Below are 17,028 nucleotides of genomic sequence, written 5' to 3' on the forward strand. Positions count from 1 at the left end.
GGAAGATTGATTTATGAAGTTAAGTATTATTATTCCCTGTTTTAATGCAGCAGATACCCTTGCGATTCAACTTGAAGCATTGGCAAACCAAGACTACTTTGACTCATGGGAATTAATTATCTCCGATAACGGCTCCACTGACGATTCACTAGCAATTGTGGAACAATATAAAGAACGGTTACCCAATCTCCGCATCGTTGATTCATCTAAACAGCAAGGGCGTTCCTTTGCACGTAATACGGCTGCAAAAGCGGCGACTGGCGACGCACTGGTGTTCTGCGATGCTGACGACGAAGTGGCTCCTGGATGGGTTGCTGCTATGGGGGACGCGCTCTCGAAGTATGAATTCGTAGCAGGTCGCCTTGAATATCAAAAGCTTAACGATCCTTGGGTACAAAAAGTTTATACACTTAAGCAGCGAAATGAGCTTCTTGAATACAAATATCCTCCTTATCTGCCCTTTGCAGGTAGCTGCAATCTTGGTGTTAAACGCTCTCTGCATGAATCTATCGGCGGTTTTGATGAAAACATGATCCGACTGCAAGATGTAGACTATTGTTGGCGGCTCCAACTTGCCGGGATAAAACTTCACTTTGTAAAAGACGCAGTCGTTCATTACCGGCTCCGCAGCACTCTGAACGGTATGTACAAGCAGGCACGCCTGTGGGGAGAGTATGATGTTTTTCTATATAAAAAGTATCAACCCTTGGGTATGCCCCAGCTTTCATGGAAGACCAGTGGAAAAGCTTGGTTGCACTTGTTAAAGCGCCTTCCAAAAGAGGTATTCATTAAGGAAACCCGTAGTAAATGGGTAAAAGATTTGGCTTGGCGCATAGGACGTTTACAAGGTTGCGTTAAGTACCGAATTTTAGCCTTCTAAGAATTGCAATTATCGTCTGAGATACAGGACAGAATCTTAAATGTTTTCAAGAATTAGAGTTGGAACATTTCTAACCTTTTGGATACTTTACCTTTTCTCCAGTTTGTCTCTTTTTTTTACCGGAGTACTTGGAGTCAAGCGTTCCGACTTACTATTTCATTCAGATTATCATCGAGTTATTACTCAACTAACCACGTATAAAATTAATTTTTGGCGCACTCATACTCATCCTTTATTTATTCTTGTCTTTAATCCTCTAGGATTTTTACTCAAAAAAATAATTGGTTCTGGGGAAATTGTTGGCATACTATTTAGTACCTTTTTTGGAGCTGTGTGCGTTGTTTTAACCTTAGTTTTTTTCCAGAAACTGGGGTTTAAGCCTTTTCACGCCATTCTCTACTCAGCTATATTAGGATTATCTACCTCTCATATATTTTTCAGCTCGGTTCCCGATACGTTTATTTTTGCTGCCTGTAGTCTAATTATTATTTATTTGCTGGCAGTTGCTTACCCAGGCAGCTTAATCTACATGGTTCCAGCAACTATTTTTGCGCTCGGCATGGTAATAAGTAACGTAGTGCAGGGGATTATTGCCTATTTTTTCAGCATCTATCAGGATAGGTTTAATAAAAAAGTTTTTACAAAACTGATTATTTTCATCGGGTTAGTTTTGTCTGGTGCTATTGCTTTGAACCTCTTGCAGAAGTTGATATATCCAAGTGCCGATCTATTTTTTATTCCAGGAAGTTATTACTCTAAAGAGGGAGATTATGTAAATTTGCCCGATCAATCTAGCAGTATTTTTTCGAGAATCCTAAAATTGCTAGGATATATTTTTATATTCAATTTTATTGCCATTAAGCCGCATATATGGAGAACTATTGAAGATAACCCACCTTCGTGGGTAAAACTTAATTCTGCACCTGCACCTTGGGTGAACTTCGATCCTCCATCTATTACAGCACTTTATATACCAGGCATTATCGCTTTTTTGCTGTGGACAGTTTTACTCCTTTGGAGTCTTTATGCCTTTATTAAGTTTCGCGCCGATAAAATGCCGATAATGAGGAGTTTAATTTTTTGTATTTTATTTAATTTTTTACTACATAATATTTATGGAAAAGACTATGAGCTGTTCTTGTTTACTCCGAATTGGACTTTTTTAGTATTGAGTTGGATGGCTCTTTCTCTAAAATTCTATAGTCATGCAGAAGGGATTAGCTCAAAAGTATTAAATGCCTTGTTATTACTGTTTGTAATCACCCAACTTTTAAACAATGCACAATTCGTTGACACGTTAGTTTCCTTGTATCAACAATCAAATTTAAGCTTGAACAAAGTATAACGAGTTTCGTAGTCAAGATAGGGCATGTTTAAGTATTGCGAATTTGCCGTAAGCTAGCTTGAACTGATTAAAGGAGTTGATAGGGCTAAAAAAGCGAACTAACAAAAATCTCAAATTCAAATCTAATCAAGGAGTATAGAAGAAGCATATGTATTTTTCGCTTATTTTAGTCAATTTACTGAACTATTGGCGAAGATTAAATCCTTTAACTCGAAACCTCTTGCTCTTTACGTTTGCTAATGTTGTCGTCGTTAATTTTATATTAATAACCCTGTTTTCTACAGAGTGGAAAGACCTAGGATTATCTAGAACTGAAATCTTCTTGCGGTACGGGCGAACCATCAATGATTCATGGGAACCCATGCTAGAAGCGGTCAACTATATTCAATCCGAGCATCAGCAATTATTATACTCTAAGGTTTTTTTTGAAGAACAAACAAAATTTCAGTATCCCCCTAGCTCTCTGCTAGTCTTCTCTTTTCTAAAAATAAATGTAGTTGAGGAATTTCTAGGAAATATTGGATTATCCATATTTAATACTTTAAAATTTATTTCATGGAATTTTATTATTCTAACAATTTTTTTTGTTATTCAAATATTTAATTTAAGTTTAAAAAAATACAAATGGAAAGAAAACGTAGCCATATCCAGATTCGAGCGAATTGCTATCAATTTTTTCCTAGTTTGTTTAAGTTTGAGTTTTTACCCGGTAATGAAAGCCTATACATTAGGGCAGATTCAGTGTTGGCTTAATGCTTTGTTTGCTGTGCTTTTTTGGTGTTGGATGACAGATAGGAAAAAAATCGCAGGCATTTTAGGAGGAATAATGTGCCTGATTAAGCCCCAGTATGCTCTGATTTTGATATGGGGAGTTTTGCGTAAGCAATGGAGCTTTACTCTGGGATTTATCGCCACAAGCTTGCTTGGATTGATAGTTTCAATATCCTTAATCGGCTTTGCAGATCATGTTAACTACTTAAGCGTATTATCATTTATTTCCAAGCACGGCGAAACTTTTTTTACAAACCAATCAATTAATGGTGTTTTAAATAGATTGCTATTTAACGATCCCATTCTTAACTTTAATCATAATTCTTTCCCGCCCTATAACCCTTGGGTTTACTTGGGAACAGTACTAAGTTCAATCGCTTTAATTTCAGCGGCTCTATTCTTGCCAATGCTAACGAGTGAGAAAGGAAGTATCACGGATTTCTCTATTATTGCATTAACCTCTACAATTGCTTCTCCAATTGCTTGGGAACATCATTATGGGATTCTTTTGCCAATTTATGCTTTTTTACTTCCTTATTTATTAACCAAAAAAGTATTAGGAAAGTTTACGATTTATTTTCTGGCTATAAGTTATTTTTTGACCAGTAATTATTTTGCGATTGCTAAGGATTTAGCGTACAAAAAAATAGCTTTTCTCCCCTTAAACATTTTTCTGTCTTATCTCCTTGCTGGTGGTTTGATGGTTTTAGTATGTCTATACATTTTAAGAGGTACGAAATATGAGATAAATGAGAGTAACGATAACCTTGAAAATAACGTATTTATTGAGTAGTAACAATTAGTGGCGATCTGCTGCAAATAAACTTTAAAACTATCAGAGTCTACTTAACATACTGGTTATCAACGATTGTGCAACTTACCTGCGTATTTTTCTCAAATGCTCTTACCAAATTAGGAAGCTAGGTGAGAAATTGCCTTCTTTGCTAAATCTTTATATAAAAGAATGCATATTTAGGGAGTCTTGATAGTTTATTAACGATTTTTCGACTAAAATCATTACGGAATAAGCGATTAAATTTTATCTTACTTAATCTCGGCTTAAACGGGTACATCTAGATAAAAAAGCTACTATCGGTAAAAATTACGAGGTTATTGCATGAAAGCAGCACTGCTTACTGGAGGACTTGGTACTTAGGAGAGTAAAGTGGGGATTGAGTTCTAAAGTCGGAAATCATTGACTACATACAGATGCATCCACAGCTTGGGAATAAAAAAAAGTTATTTAAACCGTGGTGTTGTTGACTGTAGTATTTACTACAAGCTGGGGTATTTTAAAACGAAGTTTTGCAGTAAATCTGCCTAAAAAAATTATTTTTATCAGAAAAGAGGTTTAAAAGCAAATGAAAATTCCCAGATTTCCCAGTGATAAACAAACTTCAACTAAGCTAGCTGATAATTTTATAAGATTTCCTTATATTAAAGCTTTAAGACCACGCCAGTGGACTAAAAATCTGATTGTTTTTGCAGCACCCTTATTTGCTTTCAGTATTAATCTGGAATCTTTGCTAGGCTCTTTACTGGCGTTTGCTTTGTTCTGTTTGACTTCGAGTAGCTTCTATCTACTCAATGACATTGCAGATGTAGAAGCTGACCGTCTACATCCAGTCAAGAGTAAGCGACCCATTGCCGCAGGCTTAGTTAGCGTGCCAGTGGCGATGGTAATGGCAGTCTGTTTGCTGGGCACTGGTTTAATTGTCGGCTGGTTGCGATCGCCCTACTTGGGAGCAACCATCACCGCATACGCACTGCTGCAAATTGCCTATAACCTGCGGCTGAAGCGGACTGTGATTTTGGATATTATTGCGATCGCAATGGGTTTTGTCTTACGAGCCTATGCAGGTGCTGCTGCAACAAACATTGTTTTATCCCCCTGGTTTCTCCTGTGTACTGCTATGCTGGCTTTGTTTCTGGGTGTGGAAAAGCGCAAAGCAGAACTGCGGCTATTGTCAATTAGAGGTGGCAAGACCCGGTCTGTATTGAAGCGCTACTCGTTGCCTTTACTCAGCCGCATGGAAAATACAGTGACAACCGGCGCAGTCATGACCTACGCGATCTGGAGTTCCGGACCTCAAGTTCGTGGAGCATCAACACCTTGGATGTTACTTACATTACCCTTTGTTTTATACGGGGTTTTCCGTTATCAGCTACTGAGCGATCCGCAAGAAATCGCTCGGAGAAGCGATATCGATGACGAAGGAGGACAGACTGAGCGTCCGGAGGAAATTTTATTAAAAGACGTGCCGATTCTCCTGACGGTACTCTCTTGGATCGTTACCAGCTTTGTCATTCTATTCCTGAAACGTCAAGGGCTAATCGAGTAATTTTTGAGTTGTTAGTCTCTGAACTTGTTGTGGCTGTGAGTGAAATGACCAAATGTTAAACCGAGTGTCTCTGTTCTTTTCCCGCTCTGTTAAACAAAAATCTAAAAAACCGGCTGTCAACCAGGGGCCTTACAGTTTTCCGAGAGAGGCGTACAGCTTGGCAGCCATAGAGCTTGACTGGCTAAAGCTTTGCGGAATTCAAGGGATTATTATCGATTTAGACAACACCATTGTTTCTGAAGACGATCGCTACGTGTCTCCTGGTGCCGAAGTTTGGATCGAACAGGCAAAATTACAAGGATTTCAATTTTTCATTCTCTCGAATGGCAAGCGCCGGTATCGGGTAAAGGCTTGGTCCCATCGTTTAGAGATTCCAGCAATCAACCCAGCCAAGAAACCCTTTCCTTTTGCCTTCCGTAAAGCCATCAAATATATGCGGCTTAAACCAAAACAAGTTGTCGTTATTGGTGATAGCCGTCATACAGATGTGTTAGGGGCATGGCTAAGCGGCTGTGCGAGCATCCAAGTTGCTACGCTTCCTCATCCCTTTCGATGGTGGGAAAAACTCCTGGGAAAACGAGTCCAAACACCGTGGCCTAACGACCGCGAGCTTTGGGATTTTGATTCTTTTTATTAAGCGATGGCTTAAGCAAGCTGAATATCCAAGAAAGTGTCGTTGTTTATGTTAGCTAATCTTTTGTTTCCTTTTTTAATCTTGCTGACCGTTGGCTTAAATACTCTCGCACAAACATTGTTAAAATTGGGAGCCGGTCAAAATCCCTTAAATCTTTACTTGCTGGGTGGGATTTTAGTTTATGGTCTCAGTACAGTTTTCTATATTTTAGTTTTGGGGAAGTTTAATTTATCAGTTGCTTATCCAGTGGTGATTGGCTTAACGGTGGTAGCAACGACGATTGCCGGAGCAGTTATTCTCAGGGAGAAAGTTTCTCCGGTTGATTGGGTGGGAGTGGGATTGATGATCAGTGGAATTTGCGCGATCGCTTTTGGCAGATTGTCTTCAATAACATAGTTAGTATTCTATCGGCAACCTTCTAGGCTACTGCTCTAGCCTACAAGCTTGAATCGCAAAATTAGTCGATTTTGCGATTTTTTTGCTGTTTTTATGAGTTAAAAATTTAAAACTACTAGAGGCTCAACTTTTTAAAGTTTTAATAAAGACCCTCTATTTGTTTACTGTATCTTTACAGATATCTCAGTATTTTCCGCTTAGAATATTTAATTAGAGAAAATTGATTTTTTCGACTAAGAATACATTTCTATTATACATGAATCTATCTAAAGGTATAGATTCATTTTCATGAAAAAAGAGGCGATCGCATGAAAGCAGTGATACTAGCTGGAGGGCTTGGAACTCGACTCACGGAAGAAACCACAATCAAACCAAAGCCGATGGTGGAAATTGGTGGACGACCTGTGCTGTGGCATATTATGAAAATTTACGCAGCTTATGGAATCAACGATTTCATTATCTGCTGTGGTTATAAAGGCTACGTAATTAAGGAGTATTTTGCCAACTACTTCCTACATATGTCCGATGTCACGTTTGATATGCGGTTTAACCAAATGAATGTGCATTGTGGCTATGCCGAACCCTGGCGAGTCACGTTGGTAGATACCGGAGATCAAACGATGACCGGAGGACGCTTAAAGCGAGTTAGAGAGCATATTGGGAATCAAACCTTTTGCTTTACTTATGGAGATGGCGTAGCGAATGTCAATATTCAAGAGCTAATAGACTTTCATCGAGAGCAAAAGTGTTTGGCAACCTTGACTGCAACTCAGCCACCGGGACGTTTTGGAGCGATTTCTTTAGAACCCGATCAACATAAAATTACCACTTTTCGGGAGAAGCCTGAAGGGGATGGTGCTTGGATTAATGGGGGTTACTTTGTTCTAGAGCCGGAAGTCATTGATTATATTGAAGATGACTCCACAATTTGGGAGCAAGAACCCCTGAAAAAATTATCTCAAGATGGACATCTGGCTGCTTACAGACATCCTGGTTTTTGGCAACCAATGGATACTTTACGAGATAAGAACTACCTAGAAGAACTTTGGAAGAGTGGGAATGCTCCTTGGAAAGTTTGGTAACAAATTTTTAGGATAAACACTCATCCATTTCAGTTGCAGGGGCAAGAATTCTTATGTATGATTTTGCAATTATTGGCGGCGGGATTGTTGGACTTTCTACAGCAATGGCTTTAGGCAAACGCTATCCCTCTGCCCGTATAGTGGTGCTGGAAAAAGAGAGCCAGTGGGCTTATCATCAAACCGGCAATAATAGTGGCGTGATTCACGCTGGCATTTATTACAAACCAGGAAGTTTCAAAGCTAAATTTTGCCGAGAAGGAAGCCGCTCAATGGTAGAATTCTGCCGAGAGCATGGCATTGCACACGAAGTCTGCGGCAAAGTAATTGTGGCAACGGAGGAAAAAGAGCTGCCACGGTTAGAAAGCCTCTATCAACGCGGCTTGGAAAATGGGTTAAAAATTAGCAAGATTAGTGCAGAGGAAGTCAAAGAAATTGAACCTCATGTCGCCTGTATCGCGGGAATTCGGGTGTACGCAACCGGGATTGCCGATTACAAGCAGGTGGCTCGGAAATATGCTGAGCTAGTTGAAGCCCAAGGTGGAGAACTTCGCCTCAATACCAAAGTTGAGAAAATTGTTGGAACGGGCGAGAATCAGGTACTTGAGACAAATAACGGCACGTTTGAAACGCACTTTGTCATCAATTGTGCCGGACTGCATAGCGATCGCGTTGCCAAATTAGGAAACGTCGATCCACAAGCGAAAATTGTCCCTTTCCGGGGAGAATACTACGAACTCACACCAGAAAAACGCTATCTCGTCAAAACCCTGATTTATCCGGTTCCTAACCCAGATTTTCCCTTCCTAGGCGTTCATTTCACCCGGATGATTGATGGAAGCGTCCACGCAGGACCCAATGCCGTTCTCAGCCTCAAGCGTGAAGGCTACAAAAAGACAGACTTTAATCTGCGTGATTTTGCTGAAGTGATGACCTATCCAGGTTTTTGGAAACTAGCGGCAAAACACGCCGACGAAGGCATTCAGGAAATTATTCGTTCCTTCAGTAAAGCCGCCTTTGTGCGGAGCTTGCAAAGGCTGATTCCGGAAGTGCAATCGGATGACCTAATTCCCACCCACGCTGGGGTTCGCGCTCAAGCTTTGATGAACGATGGCAAGTTAGTAGACGACTTTTTAATTGTTAAAGGCGATCGCTCCGTCCACGTTTGCAATGCGCCTTCCCCCGCGGCTACCTCTTCCCTGGAAATTGGCAAAGCAATCGTAGAGCAAATTCCGGAACCCCAACCCCTACAAACAACTGTTAGCGTTTAGGAATTGAACGAATGAAAGTATTAGTAACAGGAACAGAAGGCTATCTCGGCTCGTTACTCGCGCCCCTTTTGATGAAACGCGGACACGAAGTGATTGGGGTAGACACCGGCTTCTACAAAGTAGGTTGGCTGTATAACGCCACCGATTTAACTGCCAAAACCCTTAACAAAGATTTGCGGCACATCACACCAGAAGACTTAGAGGGGGTCGAGGCAATTGTTCACATGGCAGAACTTTCCAACGATCCCGCCGGACAACTCTCACCCAATATCACCTACGACATTAACCATAAAGGTTCAGTTCGCCTTGCCAATCTCGCGAAGGCAGCGGGTGTGCGGCGCTTCGTTTATATGTCTTCTTGCAGCGTCTACGGCGTCGCCACAAAAGATGATGTGACTGAAGAATCTCCCGTCAATCCCCAAACTGCTTATGCAGAATGTAAAACCTTCGTAGAAAGAGATGTCAAACCACTCGCCGATGACAATTTTTCTCCGACCTTTCTGCGAAATGCCACCGCTTTTGGGGCATCCCCCAGAATGCGTTTTGATATTGTTTTAAACAACTTGGCGGGCTTAGCTTGGACAACGAAAGAAATCAAAATGACCAGCGACGGAACTCCCTGGCGTCCGTTGGTTCACGCCCTTGATATCTGTAAGGCAATTATCTGCACCCTAGAAGCACCCCGTGACATTGTTCACAACCAAATTTTCAACGTCGGAGACACCGCTCATAACTATCGAGTTAAAGAAATTGCGGAAATTATTGCCTCAGTCTTCCAAGGATGCCAGTTAACCTTTGGAGAAAATGGCTCGGACAACCGCAGCTATCGAGTTTCTTTCGAGAAGATTAACAAAACCCTACCGGGATTTAAGTGTGAATGGGATGCCCAACGGGGTGCCCAGCAGTTATTCGATTTGTTCAAGCAGATTGATCTGACTGAAGACATCTTCTTGTTCAGAGGGTTCACTCGCTTGAAGCAGCTAGAGTACCTAATTCGCACCCAACAAATTGATCGAGATTTTTTCTGGAGTAAGGAGTTATTAAATCATGGCGATCGCTAAGTGTCGTTTTTGCAGCAAATCCCTTGAGCACACCTTTGCCGATCTAGGGATGTCACCCATTGCCAATGACTACCTAACACCAGAACAGCTGCGTCGGGCAGAAAAAAGCTACCCACTTCATGCCTATGTTTGCGAAAGTTGCCTTTTGGTGCAGCTAGAAGAGTTTGAATCTCCCGATCATATCTTTGGGGATGGAGACTACGCTTACTTTTCTTCTTACTCAGACAGTTGGTTGCGTCATGCCAAAGCTTACACGGACTTGATGGTAGAAAGGTTTGGGTTTGACAAACATCATCAAGTCATTGAAATTGCTAGTAATGACGGCTACCTGTTGCAGTATTTCCATGAAAAGGGAATCCCGGTTTTAGGAATCGAACCAGCGGCAAATGTAGCAAAAGTTGCAGAGGAAAAAGGAATTCCCAGCTTAGTCAAGTTCTTTGGGGTGGAAACAGCTAAGGAACTGGCAGCAGAGGGGAAGCAAGCCAATCTGTTGTTGGGCAACAACGTCCTCGCCCACGTTCCGGATGTGAATGATTTTGTAGCGGGAATGAAGATAGCCTTGAAGCCAGATGGCATCTTGACAATGGAATTTCCCCATTTGTTACAGCTGATGCAGCAAAATCAGTTTGACACAATTTATCATGAGCATTTTTCCTACTTCTCCTTCTTAACCGTCGAAAAAATCTTTGCAGCTCACGGTTTGACCTTATTTGATGTCGAAGAAATCCCGACTCACGGCGGTTCGCTGCGAATTTACGGCAAGCATGACAATGCGGCTGAGCCAGCCATGAGCGATCGCGTCAATCAATTAAAATCCAAGGAAACCCAGGCAGGCTTAGATAAGATAGACACCTATCTGACCTTTGGAGAAAAAGTCAAAGAAACCAAGCGCAAGCTACTGACTTTTTTGATTGAAGCGAAACAACAAGGGAAAGCGATCGCAGGGTATGGTGCCCCAGCCAAAGGCAATACCCTCCTAAATTATTGTGGAGTTCGCACAGACTTTGTTGATTTTACGGTAGATCGCAGCCCTCACAAGCAAGGAACCTTTCTACCCGGCACTCATATCCCCGTCCTCAACCCCGACGAAATCCGCGAAAGACAGCCTGACTACCTGCTAATTTTGCCTTGGAACCTCAAAGAGGAAATTATGCAGCAGATGGCATTTATTCGAGAGTGGGGAGGCAAGTTTGTAGTCCCAATTCCAGAAGTGCAAGTTTATCTATGATATTCACCGAAACCAAACTCAAGGGTGCCTTTATTATTGACATAGAGCAACGAGAAGATAATCGCGGATTATTTGCTCGGACTTTTTGTGCCAATGAATTTGCAGATCGTGGATTAAAGCCAAACGTTGCCCAATGCAACCTATCCGTGAACTACAAAAAAGGGACGTTGCGGGGTATGCATTATCAAGCAGCCCCCGCCAGCGAAACAAAATTAGTTCGCTGTACCCGTGGTGCCATATATGATGCAATCGTCGATATGCGTCCAGAATCGCCCACGTATTTGTGTCATGTTGGCGTCGAACTAACCGCTGAAAACCGACGTGCCCTGTATATTCCTGAAATGTTTGCCCACGGTTTCCAAACTCTAACCGATGACGCCGAAGTGGTATATCAGATGAGCGAGTTCTATACACCAGGGTATGAGTGTGGGCTGCACTATGACGACCCCATCCTGGGGATTGAATGGCCCTTACCCGTCAGTGAAATTTCCGAAAAAGATTTATCCTGGCCTTTGTTCAGCTCTTATGTTCTTGTCGGGGCATAATTTTCATCTGAGATTGAGCGAGTTGTTCGATACAGAACTACCCGCTCAATGTTTGGATAATGTAGAGTGAATTGAGCGCTACAACCCTTAAGGAAATAGCAAAGTGAACACAATCTTTTTCGATTCTGATGTTAACGATGAGGTGAGGCGAAAACATCTTTTCAACGGACAGATTTTCGTCTTCTCACCCCGTCCAAGTGCGATCGCGCTGTGCGAATTAGCTCGCGAACTTACCCAAGAAGCGTTTGGTTCTCTAGATCCACGAGAAGCACAATTTAGCCTCCCCGTCGAAAAGTTTGTGGAGATTGTCGCTCCGCTCAAGCCCAGATTTATCCATCACCCCAAGTCAAAGCAGCTGATTCGGGAACTGCTAGAGGATCTTGGCTGCGAAATGAACAAAACCTATTTCGACGTTCCGCGCATGAGGGTTGTGTGTGATGGCACCTACCTCAACGCAGGGGTTGCTTATCCGCTGCACCCGCATCGTGACACCTGGTACGCCGCTCCCCTCTGCCAGATGAACTGGTGGCTTCCCATCTACGACTATGAATCCGAGAGTTCGATGGCATTTCAGCCCCGCTACTGGAGCCAGCCAGTAAAAAATGGCTCTAGCGAGTACAACCACTATGAGTGGAACCGGGAGGGGCGGAAAAACGCCGCCCAGCATATCAAGAAAGATACCCGGAAGCAACCCCGCCCATTAGAACACGTCGATCTCGATCCGCAGATCCGAGTCGTTACCAAACCAGGCGGAATCATCCTCTTCTCTGGCGCACAGCTGCATTGGACAGTGCCTAACACCTCCGGACGCACGCGCTTTAGCATCGACTTCAGAACTGTACACCTCGACGATGTCATCACTAAGGGCGGCGCACCGAATCTCGACTCCGCACCTCAGGGCACTACGCTCAGAGAACTCATGCGGGGTAGCGATCTCGCTCGCATTCCTGATGACATCATTGCGCTCTACGAGAACGAGCCACCACCCAGTGAGGAGGGGCTTGTGTTCCAACCTCCAGCGGAAGTCCTAAACTCTGTTCGTTAGAAGTTAACGAGCATTCAGCGAACACTTCCAGATCCAGATGATGCCCTCTTCGGTTTAGGATCTCCCCCAATCCCTTTTTAAAAGGCAATTGGGGGGATCTCCGAGAGCTGAAATGACCGACTCAGATGCACTGCCATCTGATGCAGCAACTAACAATCCTGTAAAGGTCGCTAAAATCAGTGCTAACTTTACGGATGCTGAAGCTAGTATTAAGGACGTTCGAGTTGCCCTTGATTTTTTGCAAAAGAGGCTTAAAGCTGTGAACCTCACCGATCTAAAGAGAGTTCTTAACCCTGATGAGATTGGCAACGAGATGTACCAGGTGATCTCAAAGCTATATCCGATTTGCCGCAGTATTACAGGAAATGGCTTTCGAGAAACTCTCAAGATTATTCAAGAACTCATTCCTTTAGAAATTCACGAGGTTCCGACGGGAACGGAAGTGTTCGACTGGACGGTTCCGAAGGAGTGGAATATTAAAGATGCCTACATCAAAAATTCCCAAGGTGAGCGAGTTGTAGACTTCCAAAAATCCAACTTGCACGTTGTCAATTACAGCGTGCCGGTTCGGAAAAAAATGCCGCTCCAGGAACTGAAAGAACACCTATTCACCCTACCAGATACTCCTGAGTGGATTCCTTATCGAACTTCTTATTATAAAGAAACTTGGGGCTTTTGTTTGAGCCACAAGCAATTTTTAGAACTAAAAGATGAAGAGTATGAAGTCTGCATTGATTCCTCTTTAGAACCAGGGAGCCTGACTTATGGCGAGTATTACATTAAAGGAGAAAGCCCAGACGAAGTTTTAATCTCCTGCCATGCTTGTCATCCATCTCTCTGCGACGATAATCTATCGGGTATCGCTCTGAGTACCTATTTGGCAAAACATCTCAGCTCGATTTCTCTGAGATACTCTTACCGATTTCTGTTTATTCCGGGAACGATAGGTTCCATTACTTGGCTATGTTTAAATGAAGCCCAAGCCCAAAAAATTAAACACGGATTGGTTCTAACGTGTGTGGGAGATCCAGGGAAAGTTACTTATAAGAGAAGTCGCCAAGGTGATGCCCAAATCGATAGAGCCAGCCTTCACGTTTTAAAGCATTCGGGGCAAGAACATGAAATTATTGATTTCTTCCCCTATGGCTACGATGAGCGGCAGTATTGCTCTCCGGGCTTCAATCTGGCTGTGGGTTGTTTTATGCGATCGCAGCACGGTGAGTTTCCCGAATACCACACATCGGCAGATAATCTAGATTTTGTGCAACCGCAATATCTGGCTGACTCTTTCTCTAAATGTTTGTCAATTTTCCACGTTTTGGAAGGCAATGGGACTTACTTAAATCAAAATCCTAAATGCGAGCCGAGACTGGGAAAAAGGGGTCTATATAAAGGAATTGGCGGGCAGAAAGAGGGGGCACTGAATGAAATGGCAATTTTGTGGGTTTTGAATTTAGCCGATGGCAATCATACCTTGCTAGACATAGCAGACAGGTCGGGTTTAGCATTTGATGAGATTAAAAGAGCAGCAGATGCTTTACTAGAACATGATTTATTGAAAGAGTGTTTGAAATCAGCAGCCGTCAGCTGAGATTAATCTAAATCCTTGCATCCAAAATTGAATGTCAGCCTTAAAAGACCAAATTGCAGTTGTAACGGGAGCGAGTAGCGGAATTGGCAAAGCGATCGCTCTCGGTTTGGCAGCACAAGGAGCAACGCTTTGCTTGGTGGGACGTAATTTAGAAGCGCTAGAGGCAGTTGCCGAAACTGCTAAAGCAACTGCATCCAAAGTTCTCCTGTATCAAGTTGACCTGACACTAGACGAAGACATTCAGCAGCTAAAAACTCGTCTTGAGCAAGATGTAGGAGAGGTTGATATGCTCGTTCATAGTGCTGGCGTTATCACCTTAGGACACATGAAAACCGCCTCTCTGGAAGACTTTGACTGGCAGTACCGCGTTAATGTTCGCGCTCCTTATGCGCTGACACAAGCTTTGCTCAGTGCGATCGCACTTCGTCAGGGTCAGATCGCGTTCATCAACTCGACCGTGGGTTTGAATGCTAGAGGCGGTGTGGGACAATATGCTGCAACCAAGCACGCACTGAAAGCGATCGCTGACAGTCTGCGAGAAGAAGTCAACGCAGATGGCGTGCGCGTTCTCAGCATCTACCCCGGACGCACTGCTAGTCCCATGCAAGCATCGGTTCAAGAGATAGAAGGTAGAGAATATCATCCAGAACGTCTTCTGCAACCAGAAGACGTAGCCGCCGTGGTACTCAATGCCCTCAGTTTGCCCCGCACCGCCGAAGTAACTGACATCAACATTCGACCTTTGAGAAAAGCTTAAATTTCCTTCAAGTTCATAGAATCAAAGACACATTTGGGTAATAACCAAAGGCTTAATAGGCGTTATAATCCTCAACTTTATGTTTTCACGAGCTGAGATATCATTTGTCTGACCTTATCTTCAGAACTTTTTATAGCATTTATAGGAGTTAAATCAGGTTTTCTATGAAAAATTACTTGATTTTCATTCTTTTAATCTTAGGGGCAGTTGGGCTAAATAACCTTGCTGATAAATACTTAAAAAAGCGATGGAATTTATGGTTAGGCTATGGATTCCCTGTCTTACTTATGATGCTATTTTTATGGAATATTTCTAATCCACCTGCACAAAATTTATTTGCTGACTTCGACAAAGCTTATTACCCGGCAGGTCGTCTGATACTAGAAAATCCTGCTGATTTATACCTACCGGATAAAAATTGCTTAGGACAACCAGGTTGTCCGGCTGGAACTTTTGTAAATATTCCAATAATCGCCTATTTATTTACTCCTTTTTCATTATTGAGTCAGCAAAACGCCCACGTTCTGCTGATGTTTTTAAGTTGCATTGCGATTCTCTTCACTTACTATTTACTAATCAAGCTCGGCGAACTAACAACAGGAAAACAAAAAATCGCCCTACTCGGACTATTTGCGATTAATGGTCCTCTCTATTACAACTTGCGAGAAGGAAATTCGACTCATTTTGTCTTGTTGTTGCTAATCGCAGCTTTTTTTTGCATCCAGGCTAAACGCGAAATTTGGACGGGTGCGCTCTTAGCGATCGCTGCTTTGATTAAAATTCCCTTGTTCCTTTTTGGTGTTTACTTTGTAATGAGAAGTCGATGGCGAGTAGTGGCGGGGTTTAGTGCAGCGCTACTGGCAATTGTCGGAGCATCAATCCTTTTGTTCGGTTTCGATTTACATCAGACTTGGTTTGAGATGTGCATTCAGCCTTACGCTGGAAAGCCAATCGCCGCCTACAACAGTCAGTCACTTGATAGCTTCTTAGCTCGTTTGCTAACTGACGGTGGTCTTACTAAGTGGCTGCCTCTAGAGGTAGGATTGGGGTTCAAACTGGTGCGGTACGCATTGCTCTCACTGCTGTTTGGTGCGACTATTTGGATTTGCTGGCGCTCAAAAAAACCTGTCACATTAGAAGAAGAAAATTTAGAGCTTTCTGTTGTCCTTTGTTTAGCACTGCTTACAAGTCCTATCTCTTGGACTCACTACTATCTCTTGTTGCTACTACCTTTATCTCTCTATCTAGGCAACAAATTAGCAGTCCCTAATAAACAGCTTTGGTCTAGCCTAATAATATTAGGCATTTTATTGATATCGTTGCCTGTTACCTATACTCTGGCTTACTTCAAACCAGGAAATGCTCAATTTCTGAGTTATTTAGTATCCAGGGTGTTTATCTCTCATTACTTCTTCGGCGACATCTTACTACTGGGAGTCTTGTTGGCTGCTCGATGGCAGAATTCAAAACGCTTTCAGCAATCTCAAAGTAGTCTTGGTTCTCTGTAACCCTGCTTTGTGACCATGCTTTATGGCATTAATTCTTAAGGTGTCAGTATGATTGTTTTTGTTATACCGCTCAGAAGTCAGCAATCTTCAAATTCTTGGGAGCGCGTTCTTAAGTTATTTCAAAGATGTATCAAGTCAATCTCAATCAAACTTCACCAGATTTTAGGGTGATTTTTGTTTGTCACAAAAACCAAAATATTGAGTTGAATCATCCTCACATTACCTACATTGAAGTAGATTTACTACCGCCAGATCCAGCTTTAAAAACTGCGGCTATGGAGAAATAGACAGCTCCTGATTTGGCTGATAAGTGTTTAGAAAAGTTGCAAAAAGTGATGGCAGGTTTCATCTATGCTCAACAGCTAAAATCCTCTCATATAATGCTCGTTGATGCCGATGACTGTGTAAGTAAGCATTTGGCAGAATTTGTCAATCAGCATCCACAATCTAAGGGATGGTTTGTAGATAAGGGCTATGTATGTTAGGAGGATAGCCAACTCATATATTACAAAAAATATGCCTTCAATAGATCGTGTGGAAGCGGCCGGATTGTCCGCTATGATTTGTATAATTTG

At 42.5% G+C, this 17,028-nt stretch carries 17 protein-coding genes; all 17 read left to right on the plus strand.

Annotated features, from left to right (window positions below; genetic code table 11):
• Nucleotides 1-13: 13 nt before the first annotated feature.
• The 17 genes from NC996_RS20895 to NC996_RS20975 all read left to right on the plus strand — a co-directional run bounded on the left by NC996_RS20895 (nucleotide 14) and on the right by NC996_RS20975 (nucleotide 16,938).
• Nucleotides 14-880 carry a glycosyltransferase gene (locus NC996_RS20895; protein ID WP_190684306.1) on the plus strand — a complete coding sequence of 289 codons (867 nt, stop codon included), beginning with the start codon at nucleotides 14-16 and terminating at the stop codon, nucleotides 878-880.
• 40 nt (nucleotides 881-920) lie between these two features.
• Entirely contained in the window at nucleotides 921-2,225 is a 1,305-nt protein-coding gene (locus NC996_RS20900) for a hypothetical protein (protein ID WP_190684308.1), read from the plus strand.
• Nucleotides 2,226-2,373: 148 nt separating this feature from the next.
• Nucleotides 2,374-3,789 (plus strand): glycosyltransferase family 87 protein, encoded by a 1,416-nt coding sequence (locus NC996_RS20905; protein ID WP_348260016.1) that lies wholly within the window; start codon nucleotides 2,374-2,376, stop codon nucleotides 3,787-3,789.
• A gap of 568 nt (nucleotides 3,790-4,357) precedes the next feature.
• Nucleotides 4,358-5,338, plus strand: coding sequence for a decaprenyl-phosphate phosphoribosyltransferase (locus NC996_RS20910; RefSeq protein WP_190684316.1), 981 nt, complete (start codon nucleotides 4,358-4,360; stop codon nucleotides 5,336-5,338).
• Between the two features lie 52 nt (nucleotides 5,339-5,390).
• Nucleotides 5,391-5,975: a YqeG family HAD IIIA-type phosphatase gene (locus NC996_RS20915; protein WP_190684319.1), complete on the plus strand. Its 585-nt coding sequence runs from the start codon at nucleotides 5,391-5,393 to the stop codon at nucleotides 5,973-5,975.
• Between the two features lie 45 nt (nucleotides 5,976-6,020).
• A complete protein-coding gene (locus tag NC996_RS20920) occupies nucleotides 6,021-6,368 on the plus strand; it encodes an SMR family transporter (protein WP_190412201.1) in 348 nt (115 codons plus the stop codon).
• A 308-nt stretch (nucleotides 6,369-6,676) separates the two neighbouring features.
• On the plus strand, nucleotides 6,677-7,450 hold the full coding sequence (rfbF, locus tag NC996_RS20925) for a glucose-1-phosphate cytidylyltransferase (RefSeq protein ID WP_190412202.1): 774 nt from the start codon (nucleotides 6,677-6,679) through the stop codon (nucleotides 7,448-7,450).
• A gap of 53 nt (nucleotides 7,451-7,503) precedes the next feature.
• Nucleotides 7,504-8,718 (plus strand): L-2-hydroxyglutarate oxidase, encoded by a 1,215-nt coding sequence (gene lhgO / locus NC996_RS20930; RefSeq protein ID WP_190684323.1) that lies wholly within the window; start codon nucleotides 7,504-7,506, stop codon nucleotides 8,716-8,718.
• A gap of 11 nt (nucleotides 8,719-8,729) precedes the next feature.
• A complete protein-coding gene (locus tag NC996_RS20935; protein WP_190684325.1) occupies nucleotides 8,730-9,779 on the plus strand; it encodes an SDR family oxidoreductase in 1,050 nt (349 codons plus the stop codon).
• Nucleotides 9,766-11,007: a class I SAM-dependent methyltransferase gene (locus NC996_RS20940; protein WP_190684328.1), complete on the plus strand. Its 1,242-nt coding sequence runs from the start codon at nucleotides 9,766-9,768 to the stop codon at nucleotides 11,005-11,007. The genes NC996_RS20935 and NC996_RS20940 overlap by 14 nt, the downstream gene beginning before the upstream one ends.
• On the plus strand, nucleotides 11,004-11,552 hold the full coding sequence (gene rfbC, locus NC996_RS20945) for a dTDP-4-dehydrorhamnose 3,5-epimerase (RefSeq protein WP_190684331.1): 549 nt from the start codon (nucleotides 11,004-11,006) through the stop codon (nucleotides 11,550-11,552). Before NC996_RS20940 ends, rfbC begins: the two co-directional genes overlap by 4 nt.
• 103 nt (nucleotides 11,553-11,655) lie before the next feature.
• Nucleotides 11,656-12,597, plus strand: coding sequence for a hypothetical protein (locus NC996_RS20950; RefSeq protein WP_190684334.1), 942 nt, complete (start codon nucleotides 11,656-11,658; stop codon nucleotides 12,595-12,597).
• 313 nt (nucleotides 12,598-12,910) lie between these two features.
• Complete coding sequence (locus NC996_RS20955) at nucleotides 12,911-14,188, plus strand: DUF4910 domain-containing protein (RefSeq protein ID WP_190436587.1); 1,278 nt, start codon at nucleotides 12,911-12,913, stop codon at nucleotides 14,186-14,188.
• A 31-nt stretch (nucleotides 14,189-14,219) separates the two neighbouring features.
• Nucleotides 14,220-14,945: an SDR family oxidoreductase gene (locus NC996_RS20960; protein WP_190684336.1), complete on the plus strand. Its 726-nt coding sequence runs from the start codon at nucleotides 14,220-14,222 to the stop codon at nucleotides 14,943-14,945.
• A gap of 287 nt (nucleotides 14,946-15,232) precedes the next feature.
• Nucleotides 15,233-16,453 (plus strand): glycosyltransferase family 87 protein, encoded by a 1,221-nt coding sequence (locus NC996_RS20965; RefSeq protein ID WP_339380254.1) that lies wholly within the window; start codon nucleotides 15,233-15,235, stop codon nucleotides 16,451-16,453.
• Between the two features lie 125 nt (nucleotides 16,454-16,578).
• Nucleotides 16,579-16,740, plus strand: coding sequence for a hypothetical protein (locus tag NC996_RS20970; RefSeq protein WP_199302992.1), 162 nt, complete (start codon nucleotides 16,579-16,581; stop codon nucleotides 16,738-16,740).
• Between the two features lie 12 nt (nucleotides 16,741-16,752).
• The gene (locus NC996_RS20975; RefSeq protein ID WP_199302993.1) at nucleotides 16,753-16,938 is read left to right on the plus strand and encodes a hypothetical protein; all 186 of its coding nucleotides are present in this window, start codon (nucleotides 16,753-16,755) and stop codon (nucleotides 16,936-16,938) included.
• Nucleotides 16,939-17,028: the final 90 nt, after the last annotated feature.

The sequence above is a fragment of the Trichocoleus sp. ST-U2 genome (assembly GCF_039961875.1).
Lineage (GTDB): Bacteria > Cyanobacteriota > Cyanobacteriia > Cyanobacteriales > FACHB-T130 > FACHB-T130.